Annotated in this window: 15 protein-coding genes; 10 read left to right on the forward strand and 5 right to left on the reverse strand. The window is 64.8% G+C overall.

Features of this window, described 5'->3' with window-relative positions; all coding sequences use genetic code 11:
* The 8 genes from QM672_RS28810 to QM672_RS28845 form a co-directional block, all read left to right on the forward strand.
* Positions 1-2,306, forward strand: a 2,306-nt coding sequence (locus QM672_RS28810) for a DUF4384 domain-containing protein (protein WP_415086735.1), incomplete at its 5' end; no start/stop codon positions are given.
* Between the two features lie 11 nt (positions 2,307-2,317).
* A complete protein-coding gene (locus QM672_RS28815) occupies positions 2,318-3,220 on the forward strand; it encodes an OmpA family protein (RefSeq protein WP_415086737.1) in 903 nt (300 codons plus the stop codon).
* A gap of 182 nt (positions 3,221-3,402) precedes the next feature.
* Complete coding sequence (locus QM672_RS28820; protein WP_311944118.1) at positions 3,403-4,359, forward strand: ABC transporter substrate-binding protein; 957 nt, start codon at positions 3,403-3,405, stop codon at positions 4,357-4,359.
* Positions 4,360-4,572: 213 nt separating this feature from the next.
* Positions 4,573-5,244 carry an amino acid ABC transporter permease gene (locus QM672_RS28825; protein WP_415086739.1) on the forward strand — a complete coding sequence of 224 codons (672 nt, stop codon included), beginning with the start codon at positions 4,573-4,575 and terminating at the stop codon, positions 5,242-5,244.
* Positions 5,244-5,915 carry an amino acid ABC transporter permease gene (locus QM672_RS28830; RefSeq protein ID WP_311944124.1) on the forward strand — a complete coding sequence of 224 codons (672 nt, stop codon included), beginning with the start codon at positions 5,244-5,246 and terminating at the stop codon, positions 5,913-5,915. Before QM672_RS28825 ends, QM672_RS28830 begins: the two co-directional genes overlap by 1 nt.
* A 1-nt stretch (position 5,916) precedes the next feature.
* Positions 5,917-6,651 (forward strand): amino acid ABC transporter ATP-binding protein, encoded by a 735-nt coding sequence (locus QM672_RS28835; protein ID WP_415086742.1) that lies wholly within the window; start codon positions 5,917-5,919, stop codon positions 6,649-6,651.
* 8 nt (positions 6,652-6,659) lie between these two features.
* The gene (locus tag QM672_RS28840; protein WP_367626802.1) at positions 6,660-7,577 is read left to right on the forward strand and encodes an isoaspartyl peptidase/L-asparaginase; all 918 of its coding nucleotides are present in this window, start codon (positions 6,660-6,662) and stop codon (positions 7,575-7,577) included.
* A gap of 19 nt (positions 7,578-7,596) precedes the next feature.
* Positions 7,597-8,388 (forward strand): transporter substrate-binding domain-containing protein, encoded by a 792-nt coding sequence (locus QM672_RS28845; RefSeq protein WP_415086744.1) that lies wholly within the window; start codon positions 7,597-7,599, stop codon positions 8,386-8,388.
* Between the two features lie 11 nt (positions 8,389-8,399).
* Here the strand turns inward: QM672_RS28845 and QM672_RS28850 are convergent, their stop codons facing one another.
* Positions 8,400-9,389: a LacI family DNA-binding transcriptional regulator gene (locus QM672_RS28850; protein ID WP_367626804.1), complete on the reverse strand. Its 990-nt coding sequence runs from the start codon at positions 9,387-9,389 to the stop codon at positions 8,400-8,402.
* Positions 9,390-9,583: 194 nt separating this feature from the next.
* On the opposite strand from QM672_RS28850, the gene QM672_RS28855 reads away from it, so the two are divergent.
* Together QM672_RS28855 and QM672_RS28860 are read left to right on the forward strand one after the other, a co-directional pair.
* Positions 9,584-10,498, forward strand: a complete 915-nt coding sequence (locus tag QM672_RS28855) for an ROK family protein (protein ID WP_415086746.1) — start codon at positions 9,584-9,586, stop codon at positions 10,496-10,498.
* A complete protein-coding gene (locus QM672_RS28860; protein WP_415086748.1) occupies positions 10,495-11,217 on the forward strand; it encodes a copper homeostasis protein CutC in 723 nt (240 codons plus the stop codon). Before QM672_RS28855 ends, QM672_RS28860 begins: the two co-directional genes overlap by 4 nt.
* A gap of 51 nt (positions 11,218-11,268) precedes the next feature.
* Here QM672_RS28860 and QM672_RS28865 read toward each other — a convergent pair whose 3' ends face one another.
* The 4 genes from QM672_RS28865 to QM672_RS28880 all read right to left on the reverse strand — a co-directional run bounded on the left by QM672_RS28865 (position 11,269) and on the right by QM672_RS28880 (position 14,556).
* The gene (locus tag QM672_RS28865; protein WP_415086750.1) at positions 11,269-12,867 is read right to left on the reverse strand and encodes an inorganic phosphate transporter; all 1,599 of its coding nucleotides are present in this window, start codon (positions 12,865-12,867) and stop codon (positions 11,269-11,271) included.
* Between the two features lie 111 nt (positions 12,868-12,978).
* Complete coding sequence (locus QM672_RS28870) at positions 12,979-13,326, reverse strand: tetratricopeptide repeat protein (RefSeq protein WP_415086752.1); 348 nt, start codon at positions 13,324-13,326, stop codon at positions 12,979-12,981.
* A gap of 183 nt (positions 13,327-13,509) precedes the next feature.
* On the reverse strand, positions 13,510-14,232 hold the full coding sequence (locus QM672_RS28875; protein ID WP_415086754.1) for a tetratricopeptide repeat protein: 723 nt from the start codon (positions 14,230-14,232) through the stop codon (positions 13,510-13,512).
* Positions 14,233-14,403: 171 nt separating this feature from the next.
* On the reverse strand, positions 14,404-14,556 hold the full coding sequence (locus QM672_RS28880; RefSeq protein WP_311944146.1) for a hypothetical protein: 153 nt from the start codon (positions 14,554-14,556) through the stop codon (positions 14,404-14,406).
* Positions 14,557-14,651: the final 95 nt, after the last annotated feature.

Below are 14,651 nucleotides of genomic sequence, written 5' to 3' on the forward strand. Positions count from 1 at the left end.
CGACCCCGGCGGCGGCTCCCGCCCCGGCGGCACCTGCGCCTGCACCCGCCCCGGCCGCAGCCGCAGGCATTCCCGCCGACATCAAGGTGCCGAGCGATCCGATCGCCAAGGCCGCCTTCGACGTCCTGGACAAGCATTGCTCGCGCTGCCACCAGAACGGCATGCTCAACCGCGAGAAGCCGGCCAAGAATTTCGGCAATATCCTGCATCTGGACGAGATCGCCGCGGATCCGCATCTCGTTCAGGCCGGCAATCCCGAGGGCTCCAAGCTGTTCCAGCAGGTGCTCAACAAGGAGATGCCGTATGACGTGAACTACGAGTTCGACACCACGAAACCGGAAGTCACGACGGCGGATATCGAGGCGCTGCGCACCTGGATCAAGGCCACCGGCGACCAGGAGGCCGCCGCCTGCACCGGGCGCAAATTCGTCACGTCCGAGGACATCGTCGCCGCGATCTCGGCCGACCTGCAGAAGCAGGACGATCATCGCGTCCGCGGCATGCGCTATTTCACGCTGACCAATCTCTACAATGCCTGTGCCAGCGACGAAGCGATGAACGTCTATCGCCAGGGCCTGGTCAAGCTGATCAACGGCCTCGGCCGCCGTTCCGACGTGGTGAAGCTCGCCACCGTCGACGAGGCCAAGACCATTGTGGCGGTCAATCTCGAGGACCTGGGCTGGCAGGAAAGCGACTGGAACACGGTGCTCGCCAACTATCCCTACGCCGCCAAGCCGGATGTGCGGGCCTACGATTTCATCGCTCAGCAGACCAATACCGAACTGCCCTATGTGCGTGGCGACTGGTTTGCCTTCACGGCCTCCCAGCCCCCGCTCTATGACACGCTGCTGCAGCTGCCCAACGACTTTCCCGGCCTGACCGACAAGCTCGGCGTGCCGATGGCGGACAACATCAACAAGTTCATTGCCCAACGTGCCGGCTTCCAGAAGTCGGGCGTGTCGCAGAACAACCGCCTGATCGAACGCCATCCCATCAGCACCGGCTATTTCTGGACCTCCTACGACTTCGCCGGTTCGAAGGGCAAGCAGAGCCTGTTCCTGCATCCGCTCGGTCCGGAGCAGGACGGCATCGCCAACGGCTTCCATCATGATGGCGGCGAAAGCATCTTCTCCCTGCCCAACGGCTTCCAGGGCTATTACCTGAACAAGTCCAACGGCGAGCGCCTCGACAAGGGACCGACGCAGATCGTGCGCGATCCCTCGCGGCGCGACCTTTCGGTCACCAATGGCATTTCCTGCATGGGCTGCCACGACCAGGGCATGCGCAAGGCCAAGGACGAGGTGCGCAAGGCGGTGACCGCCGACCGTTCCTTCTCCAAGGACATCCGGGATACCGTCGCCTCGCTCTATCCCGACAATGCCAAGATGGATGCGATCATCGAGGACGACTTCCAGCGCTTCAACTCTGCGATGAAGCGGGCCGGCCTCGACCCCACGCTCAAGCTGGCCGGCGTCGAGATGACCAATGCCCTGTTCAAGCGCTATGAGGACGACCTTTCGCTGCGCCGGGCTGCTGCCGAATACGGCTATCCGCCGGAAGAGTTCAAGCAGCGCTTCATCGACGCCGGTCCCGAGGCCATCGCCCTGATGCGGCGCCTGGAGCAGGGCATCGTGCCGCGCGACCAGTTCGAGCAGCTCTTCCTGAAATTCGTGGAAGGCGCCACCGAGGATCGTGTGCTCGATACCTCCAAGCTCGAAGGTGCCCAGGCCGTGGCGCCGCCGATCGACAAGCCTGCGTCCGGCGGTTCCTTCGATCTGCAGCTGACCTCGGACAAGAGCGCCTATAACATCGGCGACAAGGCGGTGTTGCAGGTGATCTCCACCCGTGACTGCAACCTTTTCGTGGTGAATGTCGACAAGATGGGCACCGGCACCATCATCTTTCCCAACAAGTTCCAGACCGAAAATGCGGTTCGGGCGGGAGAGCGGGTGGTGCTGGGCGGTTCCGGCTCGAAATTCGCCTTCAAGCTGCGCGATCCCGGCCAGGAGAAGGTGGTGGCTGTCTGCCGCGTGGGTAATGCGACGCGCAGCATCGCCGGCACGACGGTCGATCCGGTGGCCAACAGCTTTGCCTCGATCCCCAATTTCGAGCAGGGCCTGACCCGCCAGATCATCGTCGAAGCCAATGAGGACCGCCAGCAAGCCTCCGGCCTTGACAATGACAGCCGCAAGCAGGCCCAGTTCGCCAAGATCCAGCAGGCCCTGGGCAACAAGGTGGCACCCGGCGCTCCCGACGCCGCCAAGCAGTCGGTCGCGTCCACTGCCATCGTGATCCCGGTGCGTTGAGGGAGGTGAGAATGGGCGTCTCCTTCATCCTGAAGCTCGGCGCCGCCACGGCCATCGGCCTAGCGGCGGCAAGCGCAGCCCTGGCCGATTGTGCCAGCCTGGATGGTGAGGTGAAGGCGGCGATCGGGGCCGGCAAGGCCGATGCCCTGCCGGCGCTGGCGGATGCGATCGCCAAGGATACGACCTGCGACAGCGCCTATGTCGCCAAGGCACGCCGCTCGATCGCCCTTGCCGTCCTGCTCGGCGGCGAACAGGCGGGGGGAGGCTACAGCTCGCAGGCCGTTGCCAGTGCGGCGGCGATCGCCCGGCCCTGGCAGGTGGCGATGGCGCTGGGCGACGTCAAATATGACGGCAAGGATTATCCGGCCGCGGTGGAGGCCTATGAAGCGGCCATCAACGACATCCGCAACGTCAAGGACGTGCCCAAGGCGCCGCCACGCGAGATCGAGGAATATCTGGCCAAGCGCGCCTATCAGGCCAAGTCGCTCGCGCCCAGCTATATTTCCTCGCGCGGCGTACGGGGCCAGGCCGAAGGCGTGATGGTGCCGACCTTCCGCAATTTCACCGCGGTGTCCGTGCCGGTGCCGATCCGCTTCAACACCAATGAGGCGGTGCTGACGCCTGACGGCGACAAGGCCGTGGACGACCTCTTCAATTTCCTCAAGACCCAGAGCGCCGGCGCGGTGATCCTGACCGGCCATACCGACGAGCGCGGCGATCCCCAATATAATATGGACCTGTCGCGGGCCCGAGCCCGGACCGTGGCCGACGCCCTGCGCCATCGCGGCCTGACCCTGGTGATCCGGGTGGAAGGCCGCGGTGCCCGCGACCCCTTCGCGGCGGACGATCGCTCCAAATACAGCCGCGACGACCTCTATTCCTTCGATCGCCGGGTGGAATATCAGGTGAAGTGACGGAGCGGTGGGGCCTCCACGGGCCCCGCAGCCGGCGCCGGCAGCTCGGTCTTGCATTTGTCCGATTATTTCGCTGTCCACCCCGCCGGTACGCTTGACTTTGGACCGGTGCTCCCGGACCTTTTGCCTCCCTGACGGTTCAGAGGCCGCAGGAGGAGGAAGGGTTTCCAGAGGAGAGCCATATGAAGTTTTCACGTCGCATTGCAGGCGCCGCGTTGACGGGGGCCGCCATGGCCCTGGCGCTGGGGCTTGCCGGCCCGGCATCGGCCCAGAGCCTGAAGAAGGTCGGCATTTCGGTCGGTTCGCTCGGCAATCCCTTCTTCGTCGCCACGATCAAGGGCATTACCGACAAGGCCAAGGCCATCAATCCCAACGCCGAAGTAACGTCGGTTTCCTCCGATTACGACCTCAACAAGCAGTTCACCCAGATCGACAATTTCATCGCCGCCGGTGTGAACGTCATCATGCTCAACGCCGTCGATCCGCAGGCGATCCTGCCGGCCGTGAAGAAGGCACAGGCTGCCGGCATCGTGGTGGCGGCCTTCGACGTCGCCGCGGCTGGCGCCGATGTCACGGTGATGACCGACAACGTCAAGGCTGGCTCCGAAGCCTGCCAGTACATCGTCGACCAGCTCAAGGGCAAAGGCAGTGTCCTGATCGTCAACGGGCCGCAGGTCTCCTCGGTGACCGATCGCGTCAAGGGCTGCAAGGAGGTGTTCGCCAAGAGCCCCGACATCAAGATTCTCTCCGACGACCAGGACGCCAAGGGCTCGCGCGATGGCGGGCTTGCCATCGCCCAGAGCCTGCTCACCCGCTTCCAGAAAGTCGACGCCGTCTTCGCGATCAACGACCCCACTGCCATCGGCGTCGAACTCGCCGCCAAGCAGCTCAACCGCAGCGAATTCTTCATCACCAGCGTCGATGGCGCCCCGGATATCGAGGTCCAGCTCAAGAGCGGCACCTCGATGATCAAGGCCTCTGCGTCGCAGGATCCCTATGCCATGGCCGGCAAGTCGCTGGAACTGGCGGCGGGGATTGTCGATGGCAAGAAGCCGGATCCGAACGTCATCCTGCTCGATCCCGTGCTGATCACCAGCGAGAATCTGGCGAACTACAAGGGCTGGGAAGCCGCTCGCTGAGCGATATCCCGGGAGCGGACATCCTGGCGACAGAACTTCCTGTCGCTCCGTCCGCTCTTCCTTTCCCGAAAACAAGACCCGGGAGCGCCTATCGCGACATGTGGCATGTCGTTGAGATATCCGTTCCCGGACCGGCGCTCTCGTCTCGGCTCCTTGACACCACCGGGTTCGTAACACAGAGTGAAACCGGTTTCACTTAGCAAAGAAGCGGGCATGCGCTTCGATCTCGCCATCCTCACGCCCTATGTCGGTTTCCTCGCCCAGGGGGCGCTGCTGACATTGGAGGCCTGTGTCCTCGCTCTCGCCGGCAGCCTCGTCTGCGGGGCGCTGGTGGCGATCGCGCGCACGTCGGCCTCGCCTTGGTTGCGGCGGGTTGCCTTCGTCTATGTCGACCTTTTCCGCAACATCCCCTTCATCGTGCAGCTTTTCTTCTTCTATTACGGGCTGCCCGAGATCGGCATCTATCTCAACGCCTTCGCCACAGGGGTGATCGCGCTCTCCATCGCCGGCGGCGCTTTCGCCTCCGACGTGATCCGCTCGGGGATTCTCGCCATCGACAGCGGCATCCTGGAGGCGGCGGAAGTGAGCGGCCTGTCGAAGCGCGCCATCTTCACCCGCATCGTCATGCCGATCGCCCTGCGCACCTCGATCCGACCGCTGGGCTCGGTCTTCGTCAATCTGGTCCTGACCTCCTCGATCCTCTCGGTCATCACGCTGAACGAGTTGACCGGCACGGCCAAGATCGTGGCCTCCAACACCTTCCGCCCCTTCGAGGTCTATGCGGCGCTGCTCGTCCTCTATGCCGCCATGACCTACCTCATCTCGCTCGCCATCAGCCTCATCCATCGCCGCCTCAACCGCGACATGATGGAGGCGGTCCGCTGATGCGCTACACCGAATTCACGCCCTACGACCTGGTATTGCTGGTGCAGGGGCTGGGCGTTTCCCTCGGCCTGTTCGCCGGCACTACGCTGGCCGGGCTCGCGCTCGGCGCCTTGCTGGCCGGGCTGCGCTTCTATCGTCTGCCCGGCTTGAACCCCGTCCTGACGGCCGTGACCGAATTGCTGAAGAACTCGCCCGTCCTCGTGCAGCTCTTCCTGGTCTTCTTCGGCCTGCCGGCCTTCCTGAAGATCAACGTCACGCCCGTCACGGCGGCATCGATCACCCTGACCGGCAACACGGCCGCCTTCGTCTATGTGATCGCCACGGCGGCGATCGACGCGGTGGGGCGCGACCAGCTCGAAGCCGCCAGGGTGTTCGGCCTCTCTCGCTGGCAGGTGCTCAAGCATGTGGTGGCGCCCCAGGCCACGGCCTTCGCCATCGGGCCGCTGACCGGGCTCCTGGTCAACCAGCTCCAGGTCACCTCGCTGATCTCGGTGATCGGGGTGATGGACCTGACCAAGGTCGGCAACATCCTCAACCTGCGCACGCTCAAGCCCTTCGTGGTGTGGAGCGTGGTCGGCCTCTTCTACTATGCGGCGGCTAAGACGTTGGCCTGGCTGGGTGCGCGTTACGAGACGAGGCTCAGGGCCCATAGCGCCTGGAGAGGTATCTGACGTGCTGAAAGTCGAGAAAGTCTGCAAGGATTTCGGCGCACATAGGGTGCTCGACGGCGTGGACCTCGCCATCGAGCCGGGGCAGGTCGTCTCCGTGCTCGGCTCGTCCGGTTCGGGCAAGTCCACCCTGATCCGCTGCATCAACGGGTTGGAGAGGCTCGACGCCGGCCGCATCACCATCGACGATTTCGACGTGTCCAGGCCGCGCGACCTCGTCGAGGCGCGCAAGCGTTCGGCGACCGTGTTCCAGCTCTTCAATCTCTATCCGCATCTGACCGTGCTGCAGAACATCACCCTGGCGCCACTGGAAGTGCTGCGCCAGGCTCGGGTGGAAGCCGAGCACCGCGCTATCGTCCTGCTGGAGCAGGTCGGCATGGGCGACAAGGCGGGTGCCTTTCCGGCCCAGCTCTCGGGCGGCCAGCGCCAGCGTGTCGGCATCTGCCGGGCGCTCGCCATGAACCCGCGCTATCTCCTGCTCGACGAGGTGACGAGCGCGCTCGATCCGGAAATGACCGCCGAGGTCCTCACCATCCTGGCCAAGCTCGCCCGCACCGGCACCACCATGCTGTTCGTCACCCATGAGGTGGAATTCGCCCGGCGCATCTCGGATCGCATCGTCTTCCTCGAACATGGAAGGTTGCTGGTCGACCTGCCGACGGAAGCCTTTTTTGCTCCCGAAGTCGGGCGCGACCATCCGCGCATCGCGCAATTCCTTTCGAAAATGCGGAAAGATTAGGCTCCATCATGCTGCTCCTTGCCAATGCCGAAGCCTGGCCTGGATTCCCGCTCGCGGTCGAGATGCTGCGGGCCGGTGCCGATAGCCTCGATGCCATGGTTGCCGGCATCGGGCAGGTCGAGGCGGAACCGCGCGTGCGCAGCGTTGGCTATGGCGGCTGGCCCAACATGCTTGGCGTAATGGAATGCGATGCCGCCGTGATGAACGGCACCACGAGGGAGGTGGGGGCGGTCGGCGCCGTGCCCGATACCATCCCGGTCGCCGCCTTGGCCCAGGCGGTGATGCAACGCCTGCCCCATGTCATGCTGACAGGAGCGGGCGCCCGGCGCTTTGCCAGTGAAATCGGTTTCTCCGTCGATGAGGTGCTGATCGACGATTCCAGGCGCGTCTGGCGCGAACGCCTCGAAGTCGAGCTCGAAGCCGAGCAGCTGGCTCGCTTTCCCGATATACCGCTCGCGCCTTTATCGCATGCGATCACAGATCCGGAGCGAGTGAGGGATACCACCGTCTTTCTCAGCACCGACGCAAGGCGCGGCAGCCACACGGCGACCTCGACCTCGGGCTGGGCCTGGAAATATCCGGGCCGCCTCGGCGACAGCCCCATTCCCGGCGCCGGCTTCTATGCCGACAGCCGCTACGGCGCCGCCGCCTGCACCCATACCGGCGAGATGACCATGCGCTGCGCCACCGCGCGCACCATCGTGCTCGCCCTCAAGCTTGGCCGCTCGCTGCGCGAGGCTGTCGATCTCGCCGTGGAGGAGCTCGCCGAGCTCCGCGAGGGCTTTCTCGGCGGCGTGGTCATCCATGCGGCCGATGCCCAGGGCCGCCACGAGGTTGTCAATTTCCGCTGCGAGGGCGAGATCCGCTACTGGCTGTGGGACGATACCATGGCCGAGCCCGAGCTCCGGCCAGCAAGAACAATCTGACAGAGGGGAGTGCACAATCATGAAGAAGATTCTGTCTGCATTATTGGGATTGGCGATCGCCGCCTGCGCCGCCCTGCCGGCATTTGCCGGCAAGCTCGACGACATCCGTTCGCGCGGCAGCGTGCGCATCGGCGTCTCGCTGGGCGGCGAGCCGATCGGCTTCCGCGATGCCCAGAACAATCCGGTCGGCTACGACGTCGACGTCGCCAATCTTCTCGCCGAGAAACTGGGCGTACCGGTGGAATTCACCGATGTCTCCGGCGACGCCCGCATTTCGATGCTGGTCTCCGGACAGCTCGACATCGTGGTCGCCAATACCTCGGCCACGCTGGAACGGGCGAAGACGGTGAACTTCTCCATTCCCTATAACCGGGCGGGCCTACGCATCCTGGTGCAGGCCGATGCCGGCATCACCAAGCTGGAAGATCTCGGCGGCAAGTCCGTGGTGGTGGGGCGCGGCACCACCGGCGAAAGTTTCCTCAAGAAGGCGGTGCCGACCACCAATCTCGTCTATGTCGACCAGTTCGCGCCCGATGGCGTGCTGCAGCTCCAGCAAAAGCGCGTGGATGCGGCGATCGAGGATTCATCCCTACTCGACTATCTCGCCACCAAGAATCCCTCGCTGGTCACACTGCCGGGGCTCTATTCCAACGATCCCATCGGCATTGCGGTGGCCAAGGGCGATCCCGAATTCGTGCGCTGGCTCGACATGTTCGTGTCCGACTATATCCAGTCCGGCGCCTATGAGGCCAATTACAAGAAGTGGTGGGGCGAGAAGGCCAATCCGCCCAAGCTGACCCCTCTTTGGTGAGGGGGCGGCTATCACCCCGTCAGGCGTGGCACGTAGCGGGTCGGCACCAGCTCCGGCGCGAACGTGCCTTCGCCGGCCGGCGGTTCGTTGAGCAGGCGCAGCATGCGGGCGACGTAGGCGGCCTTGTCATAGCCGATCGAGGAGATCGGATAGGCTTCGAAATCGAGCAGCGAGAGATTGTCGAAGCCGTAGAGGCGGAAGCGCGCCGGCCGATTGTCTGGAAAATCCGTCCGAAAGACGTCGAGGATGCCCATCGCCATGGCATCGGAGGTGCAGAAAACGGCGTCGGGCTGGCCACCATCGAGCAGACCCGGTGCCAGGGCGTGGCCGGAACGATAGGAATAGTCGCCCTGCCAGGTTCGCAGCAGCTGGATGTCGTGGAACTGGAAGGCTCGGCGATAAAGGCCGATGCGCGCCTGCTCAACCAGGGAACTCGCGCGCCCGGTGACAAGGCTGGCACGCTTCACGCCCTTCGCGGCGGCATCCGCGACAGCCTGGCCGATGCCGACGGCCTCGTCCGGGATGATGGCGGGCGAGCGATGATCGTGGCGTCCGTTGAGCATGATCACCAGATCGGAGCGGAACATGCGCCTCACCGTCGCGGCATCGGCGAAATCGGAGAATACCAGGGCGGCGTCGACATGATAGGCCACGCCCTGGCGCAGGAATTCCTCGACCTTGTCGGTAGAGCCGACCCGCACCAGGATGACCTGCCGGCCGCCCGCCTGGATCTCGGCCAGCAGCAGATCGAACAGATCGAGGTCGGAAAGGTCGTGAATGTGGTTGACCAGGACGGCGACGAGATTGACGGTCTTGGTCGTCAGGCTCTGTGCCAGGAGGTTGACGCGGTAGCCGAGTTCGGCGGCAGCGGCCAGGACGCGGTCGCGCTTGTCACCGGACACCGGCCGCTTGGAGGCGGAGAGTGCGCGCGAGGCGACGGCCCTGGAAACGCCGGCAAGCGCGGCCACGTCGCTGATGGTCGGTGCTGCCTTGCGCCTCATGCGGCCTTATAAGCTCCTCCAAAGCGTTTTGCGATTTGGCGGCGTGGCCAAGAATCGCAAAGACGCGTCGAACCAAAGAGTCAGAGCAACGCAGCGTCGGTGTGTAAACGCGCTTTGCTCCATGGGAGTGCGAAATCATAGCTGACGCCACGCCCTAATACAGGAAACAACGGTTTGGAAGGTCCCTTCTGTCAATGACGATCTGCTTCGACATCGGCGGCTCCGCCATCAAGGCGGCCATCGCCTCGCCGCGAGGCGAGATCAGGCCCTTTGCGCGGGTTGCGACGCCGCTCGGCGATTTCGAGGCCTTCGTAGCGGTGCTTGCGGATCTGAGGCGGCAAGGCGGAGCCGGGGCAGGGGATGTCATCGCCTTGTCCATCACCGGCGTCGTCGATCCCCGCAGCGAGATCATCACCTGTGCCAACATTCCCTGCATCGATGGGCGGCGGCTCGCTCCCGACCTGGCCGAGCGGCTTGGCGTGCCTGTGCACGTCGCCAACGATGCCGATTGCTTTGCCCTCGCCGAAGCCGTGAAGGGGGCCGGGCGCGGGCATCGCATCGTCTTCGGCATCATCATCGGCACCGGCATCGGCGGCGGCCTCGTCATCGACGGGCGGATCCTCGCCGGGGCTGGCGGTTTTGCGGGCGAGTGGGGGCATGGACCGGTCGCGGCGACCGAGGCGGGCGATCCGCCGGTCGCGATTCCACGCTTTGCCTGCGGCTGCGGCCAGAAGGGCTGTGTCGACACGGTGGGGGGCGCGCGCGGCCTCGAGAGGCTGCATCGCCACCTCACCGACGAGGAGCGCGACAGTACCGAGATCATCGCGGCCTGGCGATCCGGCGATGCCGCCGCGGCGCGCACGGTGGCCTGCCAGGTCGATCTCGTCGCCTCCCCCCTGGCCTTGGCCGTCAATATCGTCGGCGCCGATATCGTGCCGGTCGGCGGCGGCCTCGCCAGCGTGCCGGAACTGATATCAAGGCTGGACGAGGCCGTACGCCGCCGAATCCTGCGGCGGACCGCCGGGCCGCTGCTGGTGCCGAGTCTTCTGGCGGCGGAGCCCGGATTGATTGGCGCGGCCCTCTTGGCCCATCAGGGAGAACGCGCATGACGGCCCTGCTCGAAGTCTGCGTTGCCGACGCCTATAGCCTGGAGGCCGCGATCGAGGGTGGCGCCGATCGCATCGAACTGTGCTCGGCGCTCGAGCTTGGCGGATTGACGCCGTCATCAGGCCTGATGCGCTTGGCGGCGCAGGCACCGATCCCTGTCTATGCCATGGTCAGGCCGCGGGCCGGCGACTTCGTCTTCTCGGTCCGGGAAGGCGAACTCATGCTGGCCGATATCGAGGCGGTGGGTGGAGCGGAGCTCGCCGGGGTGGTGCTGGGCGCCTCCTTGCCCGATGGCAGGCTCGACGAGGCCCTGCTGACGCGCTTGCGCGGACAGGCGCGAGAGCTCGGCAGCACGCTGCATCGCGCCTTCGATCTGGTGCCGGACCGGCATGCGGCGCTGGAGACGGCCATCGCGCTCGGCTTCGAGCGCATTCTGACGTCGGGAGGGGCGCTGACCGCATCCGCGGGGCTGGACGAATTGGTGCGCCTGCATCGGGCAGCCGGCGGCCGCATCGGCATCATGCCGGGCTCGGGATTGACGCCGGCCAATATTGCCGCGCTGCTGGCGGCCCTGCCCGTTGTCGAAGTGCACAGCTCCTGTTCGGCTGCCGGGGAACCCTGGAGCGCCGATGCCATTCGCCTCGGCTTTGCGGTGGGCGGGCGGCGCCAGACCCAAGTCGAAATGGTCCGCGCTTTCCGCGCGGCGATGTCGTCGGTCTAAAAAGAAATGGCCGCCCGAAGGCGGCCATTCCAGCGAACGGGATGCGCCGCTTTAGATGATCTGGCGTAGCACCACGAAGAGCACGAAGGACAGGGCCATCGAAGCGGGCAGGGTAAGCACCCAGGCCATGATCAGGTTGCGGACTGTCGACATCTGCAGCCCCGTGCCATTGGCCGCCATGGTGCCGGCGACACCCGACGACAGCACATGGGTGGTGGAGACCGGCAGGCCGAGATAGTCGGCAGCGCCGATCGTCGCGGCCGCGACGATCTCGGCCGAGGCACCCTGGCCATAGGTCAGGTGGGTCTTGCCGATCTTCTCGCCGACAGTCACCACGATGCGCTTCCAGCCCACCATGGTGCCGAGGCCGAGGGCCAGGGCGATGGCGACCTTCACCCAGGTCGGGATGAACTTGGTCGTGTTGTCGGTGGCCACGTGATAGGTCTTGATCGTCTTCAGATCGGCATCCGACACCGGCAGCAGCTTCTTGGAATCGATCAGCTTGAGGGCTTCGCCGATCAGATACATGTCGTTGCGGGTGTTGGAGACCAGTCCCGCGGGCACCGCCGCGGCCGAGCCGTAGGGCGAGAGCTGGGAGGTGGTCTGTTCGATGAAGATCTTCAGGGCCGGCGTCGTCTCGTCGCTCCAGTTGCGCGTGCGCACCGCCTCGGCGACCTTGGCCTTGGCATCGGCAGGAGCAACCGTCACGCCCGGCTTGATGTAGTTGCCCAGCACCGAACCGGCTGCGGCCGACGCAGCCTTGTAGGTCTCGAGATAGTTGATGTGGGGCGTACGATTGAGGGCGAAGGCGGTGGGCACCACGCCGATCAGGATCAGCATGATCAGGCCCATGCCCTTCTGGCCGTCATTGGAGCCATGGAAGAAGCTGACCAGCGTGCAGGTGAGGATCAGCAGGCCACGGATCCAGAGCGGTGGCGGGTTGTTGCCCTTCGGCTCGACATAGAGGGCCTTGTTGCGCACCACGGTTTTCATCAGGAGCAGCAGGGCGCCGGCCAGGAAGAAGCCGAACAGAGGCGAGATCAGCAGCGACAGGCCGATATTCTTGGCCTGGGACCAGTCGACGCCGCTGGTGGCGGAGCCCGCCGGCGCCAGGAACTGGTTGGCGAGGCCGACGCCGATGATCGAACCGACCATGGTGTGCGAGCTCGAGGCCGGCAGGCCGAAATACCAGGTGCCGAGGTTCCAGACGATGGCGGCGATCAGAAGTGCGAACACCATCGCCAGGCCCGCACTCGAACCGACCTGCATGATCAGTTCTACCGGCAGCAGCGAGATGATGCCGAAGGCCACCGCACCGCTCGCCGTGAGCACGCCGAGGAAGTTGAAGAAGCCCGACCAGATCACCGCGAATTCAGCGGGAAGCGAATGGGTGTAGATCACCGTCGCCACCGCATTGGCGGTATCGTGGAAGCCGTTGACGAATTCGAAGCCGAGCGCAATCAGCAAGGCGAGGCCGAGCAGGATCCAGGGCACGGCCACCGCGCCGGTAAGATCGGCGACCAGCGCGTAGCAGACATAGCCCAGGCCCCCGAGCAGGATCAAGGCGATCACGATATTGGGCAGGTTGCCGAGAGAGCTTGGCCTGTCGAGCGGATGACCGCTTCTTTGGCCCGATGTAACGTCCGTCATCTCCAAAACACCCCCGTGTTTCCATGGTCTGGCGACCCTTAGGCGGGGTTCGTGAAGCTTAGATGACAAAATGTTAATCTGGCGCCGCGGGTACGGAAGAAGAGGGCCCCATCAGGCCTCTTTCGCGGGGGAAAACACCTGCCGGCGCCAGAGCAGCTGTACGGCCCGGTCGAAATCGGCAGTGGCCTTGTCGAAGGCGCCGAGCTGGCGATGCACGATGCTGCGCTTGAAGAGGGCATCGGCATGGCCGGAGTCGAGCGCGATTACCCTGTCATAATCGGCGATCGCCTGGGGGAAGGCCCGTTTGTGGTGATAGGCGAGAGCCCGTTCGTACAAGGTGTCGACGGCGTCGGGCTTGCGATCGATGGTCTGGCTGAACTCGGCGATGACCCTGTCGAGGTCCCGGTCGTCGGACTTTGCCGGGCCGGCATCGGCTGGCGTGGTTTCGGATTCGGACATGCTGACGGAACGCCCTTGCATCTCGGTGGCACCTACCGGGAGTACGGCGAAGCCCTCCTTCATCCGCCGCAGGGTCCCGAGTCACGCTCGAAAGAATCTGAGCGTATATGAACAGCAACGTTAGGGAATGTCCATGACGTTGCGTTAGAGGGCCGGGGGACGAAATTCGCAGCTTGGACGCTCTCAGTTCCGTAGGCGCTCGAGGGCCAGCTTGCGCCCCGCGATGGCTTGCGGCAGGCCGGGCTTGAGCTGCAGGGCACGATCGTAGTCGGCCAGCGCACGTTCGAAATCGCCACGTTTGCGATAGGCGCCTGCCCGGTTGAGAAAGGCCAGCGCATTGCTGCCGTCGAGCCCGATGGCCTGGTCGAGATCGGCGATGGCGCCGGCATCGTCGCCCATGAGGCCGTGGACGGCACCGCGCAGGCGCAGCGCTTCGGCATGGCGCGGATTGAACTTCAGCGCACGGTCATAGTCGGCGATGGCGAGATCGAACTCCCGGCGGCTGGCCCGCGCATAGCCCCGCGAGGTCAGGGCCAGCACATGCTTGGGATTGAGCCGGATCACGCTGTCATAGGCGAGGATGGCCTGTTCGAGATCGCCCTGGCGTCCATAGAGCCCGGCAAGGGCGTAGAATCCGTCGGGATTGCGTGGATCGAGCAGCGTGGCCTGGCGCAGATCCTCCAGAGCCCGGGCCGGCTGCTTCTTCGCGGCATAAGCACTGCCGCGCGCGATCAGGGCGACAGCCCTGGCCGCGTCGTTGACGCCGCTGAGATCCACGATCGAGGTGCAGGCGATGATGACGCGGTCAGGCGCACCCTGGCGGCAGGCCTTCCAGTCGAGAGGGCTGGCGGGACCGTGCGGATGAAGCGCCAGGAAGGCCGGGACCAGGGCTTTGAGAGGCAGCATCGTGAAGTCGCGATGAGGCGATAAACGCGGTTCCCATCTATAGGCTCGATCGTCTGCGGGGCAAATGGTTGCAAGCGGGCATTGGCCCTTGTTTTGTGCGGTCCTCGGGGAGGGAAGGGCAGGCAGGAACGCCCACAATTGCGAGAAAGGCGTTTTGCCTGGCTCGAATGTTCATGCGATACGGCGTTTGTTTGCTTTTTCCTTGACTTTGCGCTGCAAAAAGCGCAGCAACCGCGTGTAACGACCGCTCGGGGGTTCGCGCGGCGCGCTGGTTTTTGGCTTTTTGAGAAGCAGCGCCTCATCCCCGGCCGTCCCCAACAACATTCCGCTGCTCCCATCCGCGCGTGGGTCGCGATATCGCCGTACCGTTTCATCATGCCATTGCGGCTGAAGACGGGCTGTGATCGCGGACCCGGACG

This window comes from Labrys sp. (in: a-proteobacteria) (assembly GCF_047605565.1).
In the GTDB taxonomy this organism is placed as follows: domain Bacteria; phylum Pseudomonadota; class Alphaproteobacteria; order Rhizobiales; family Labraceae; genus Labrys; species Labrys neptuniae.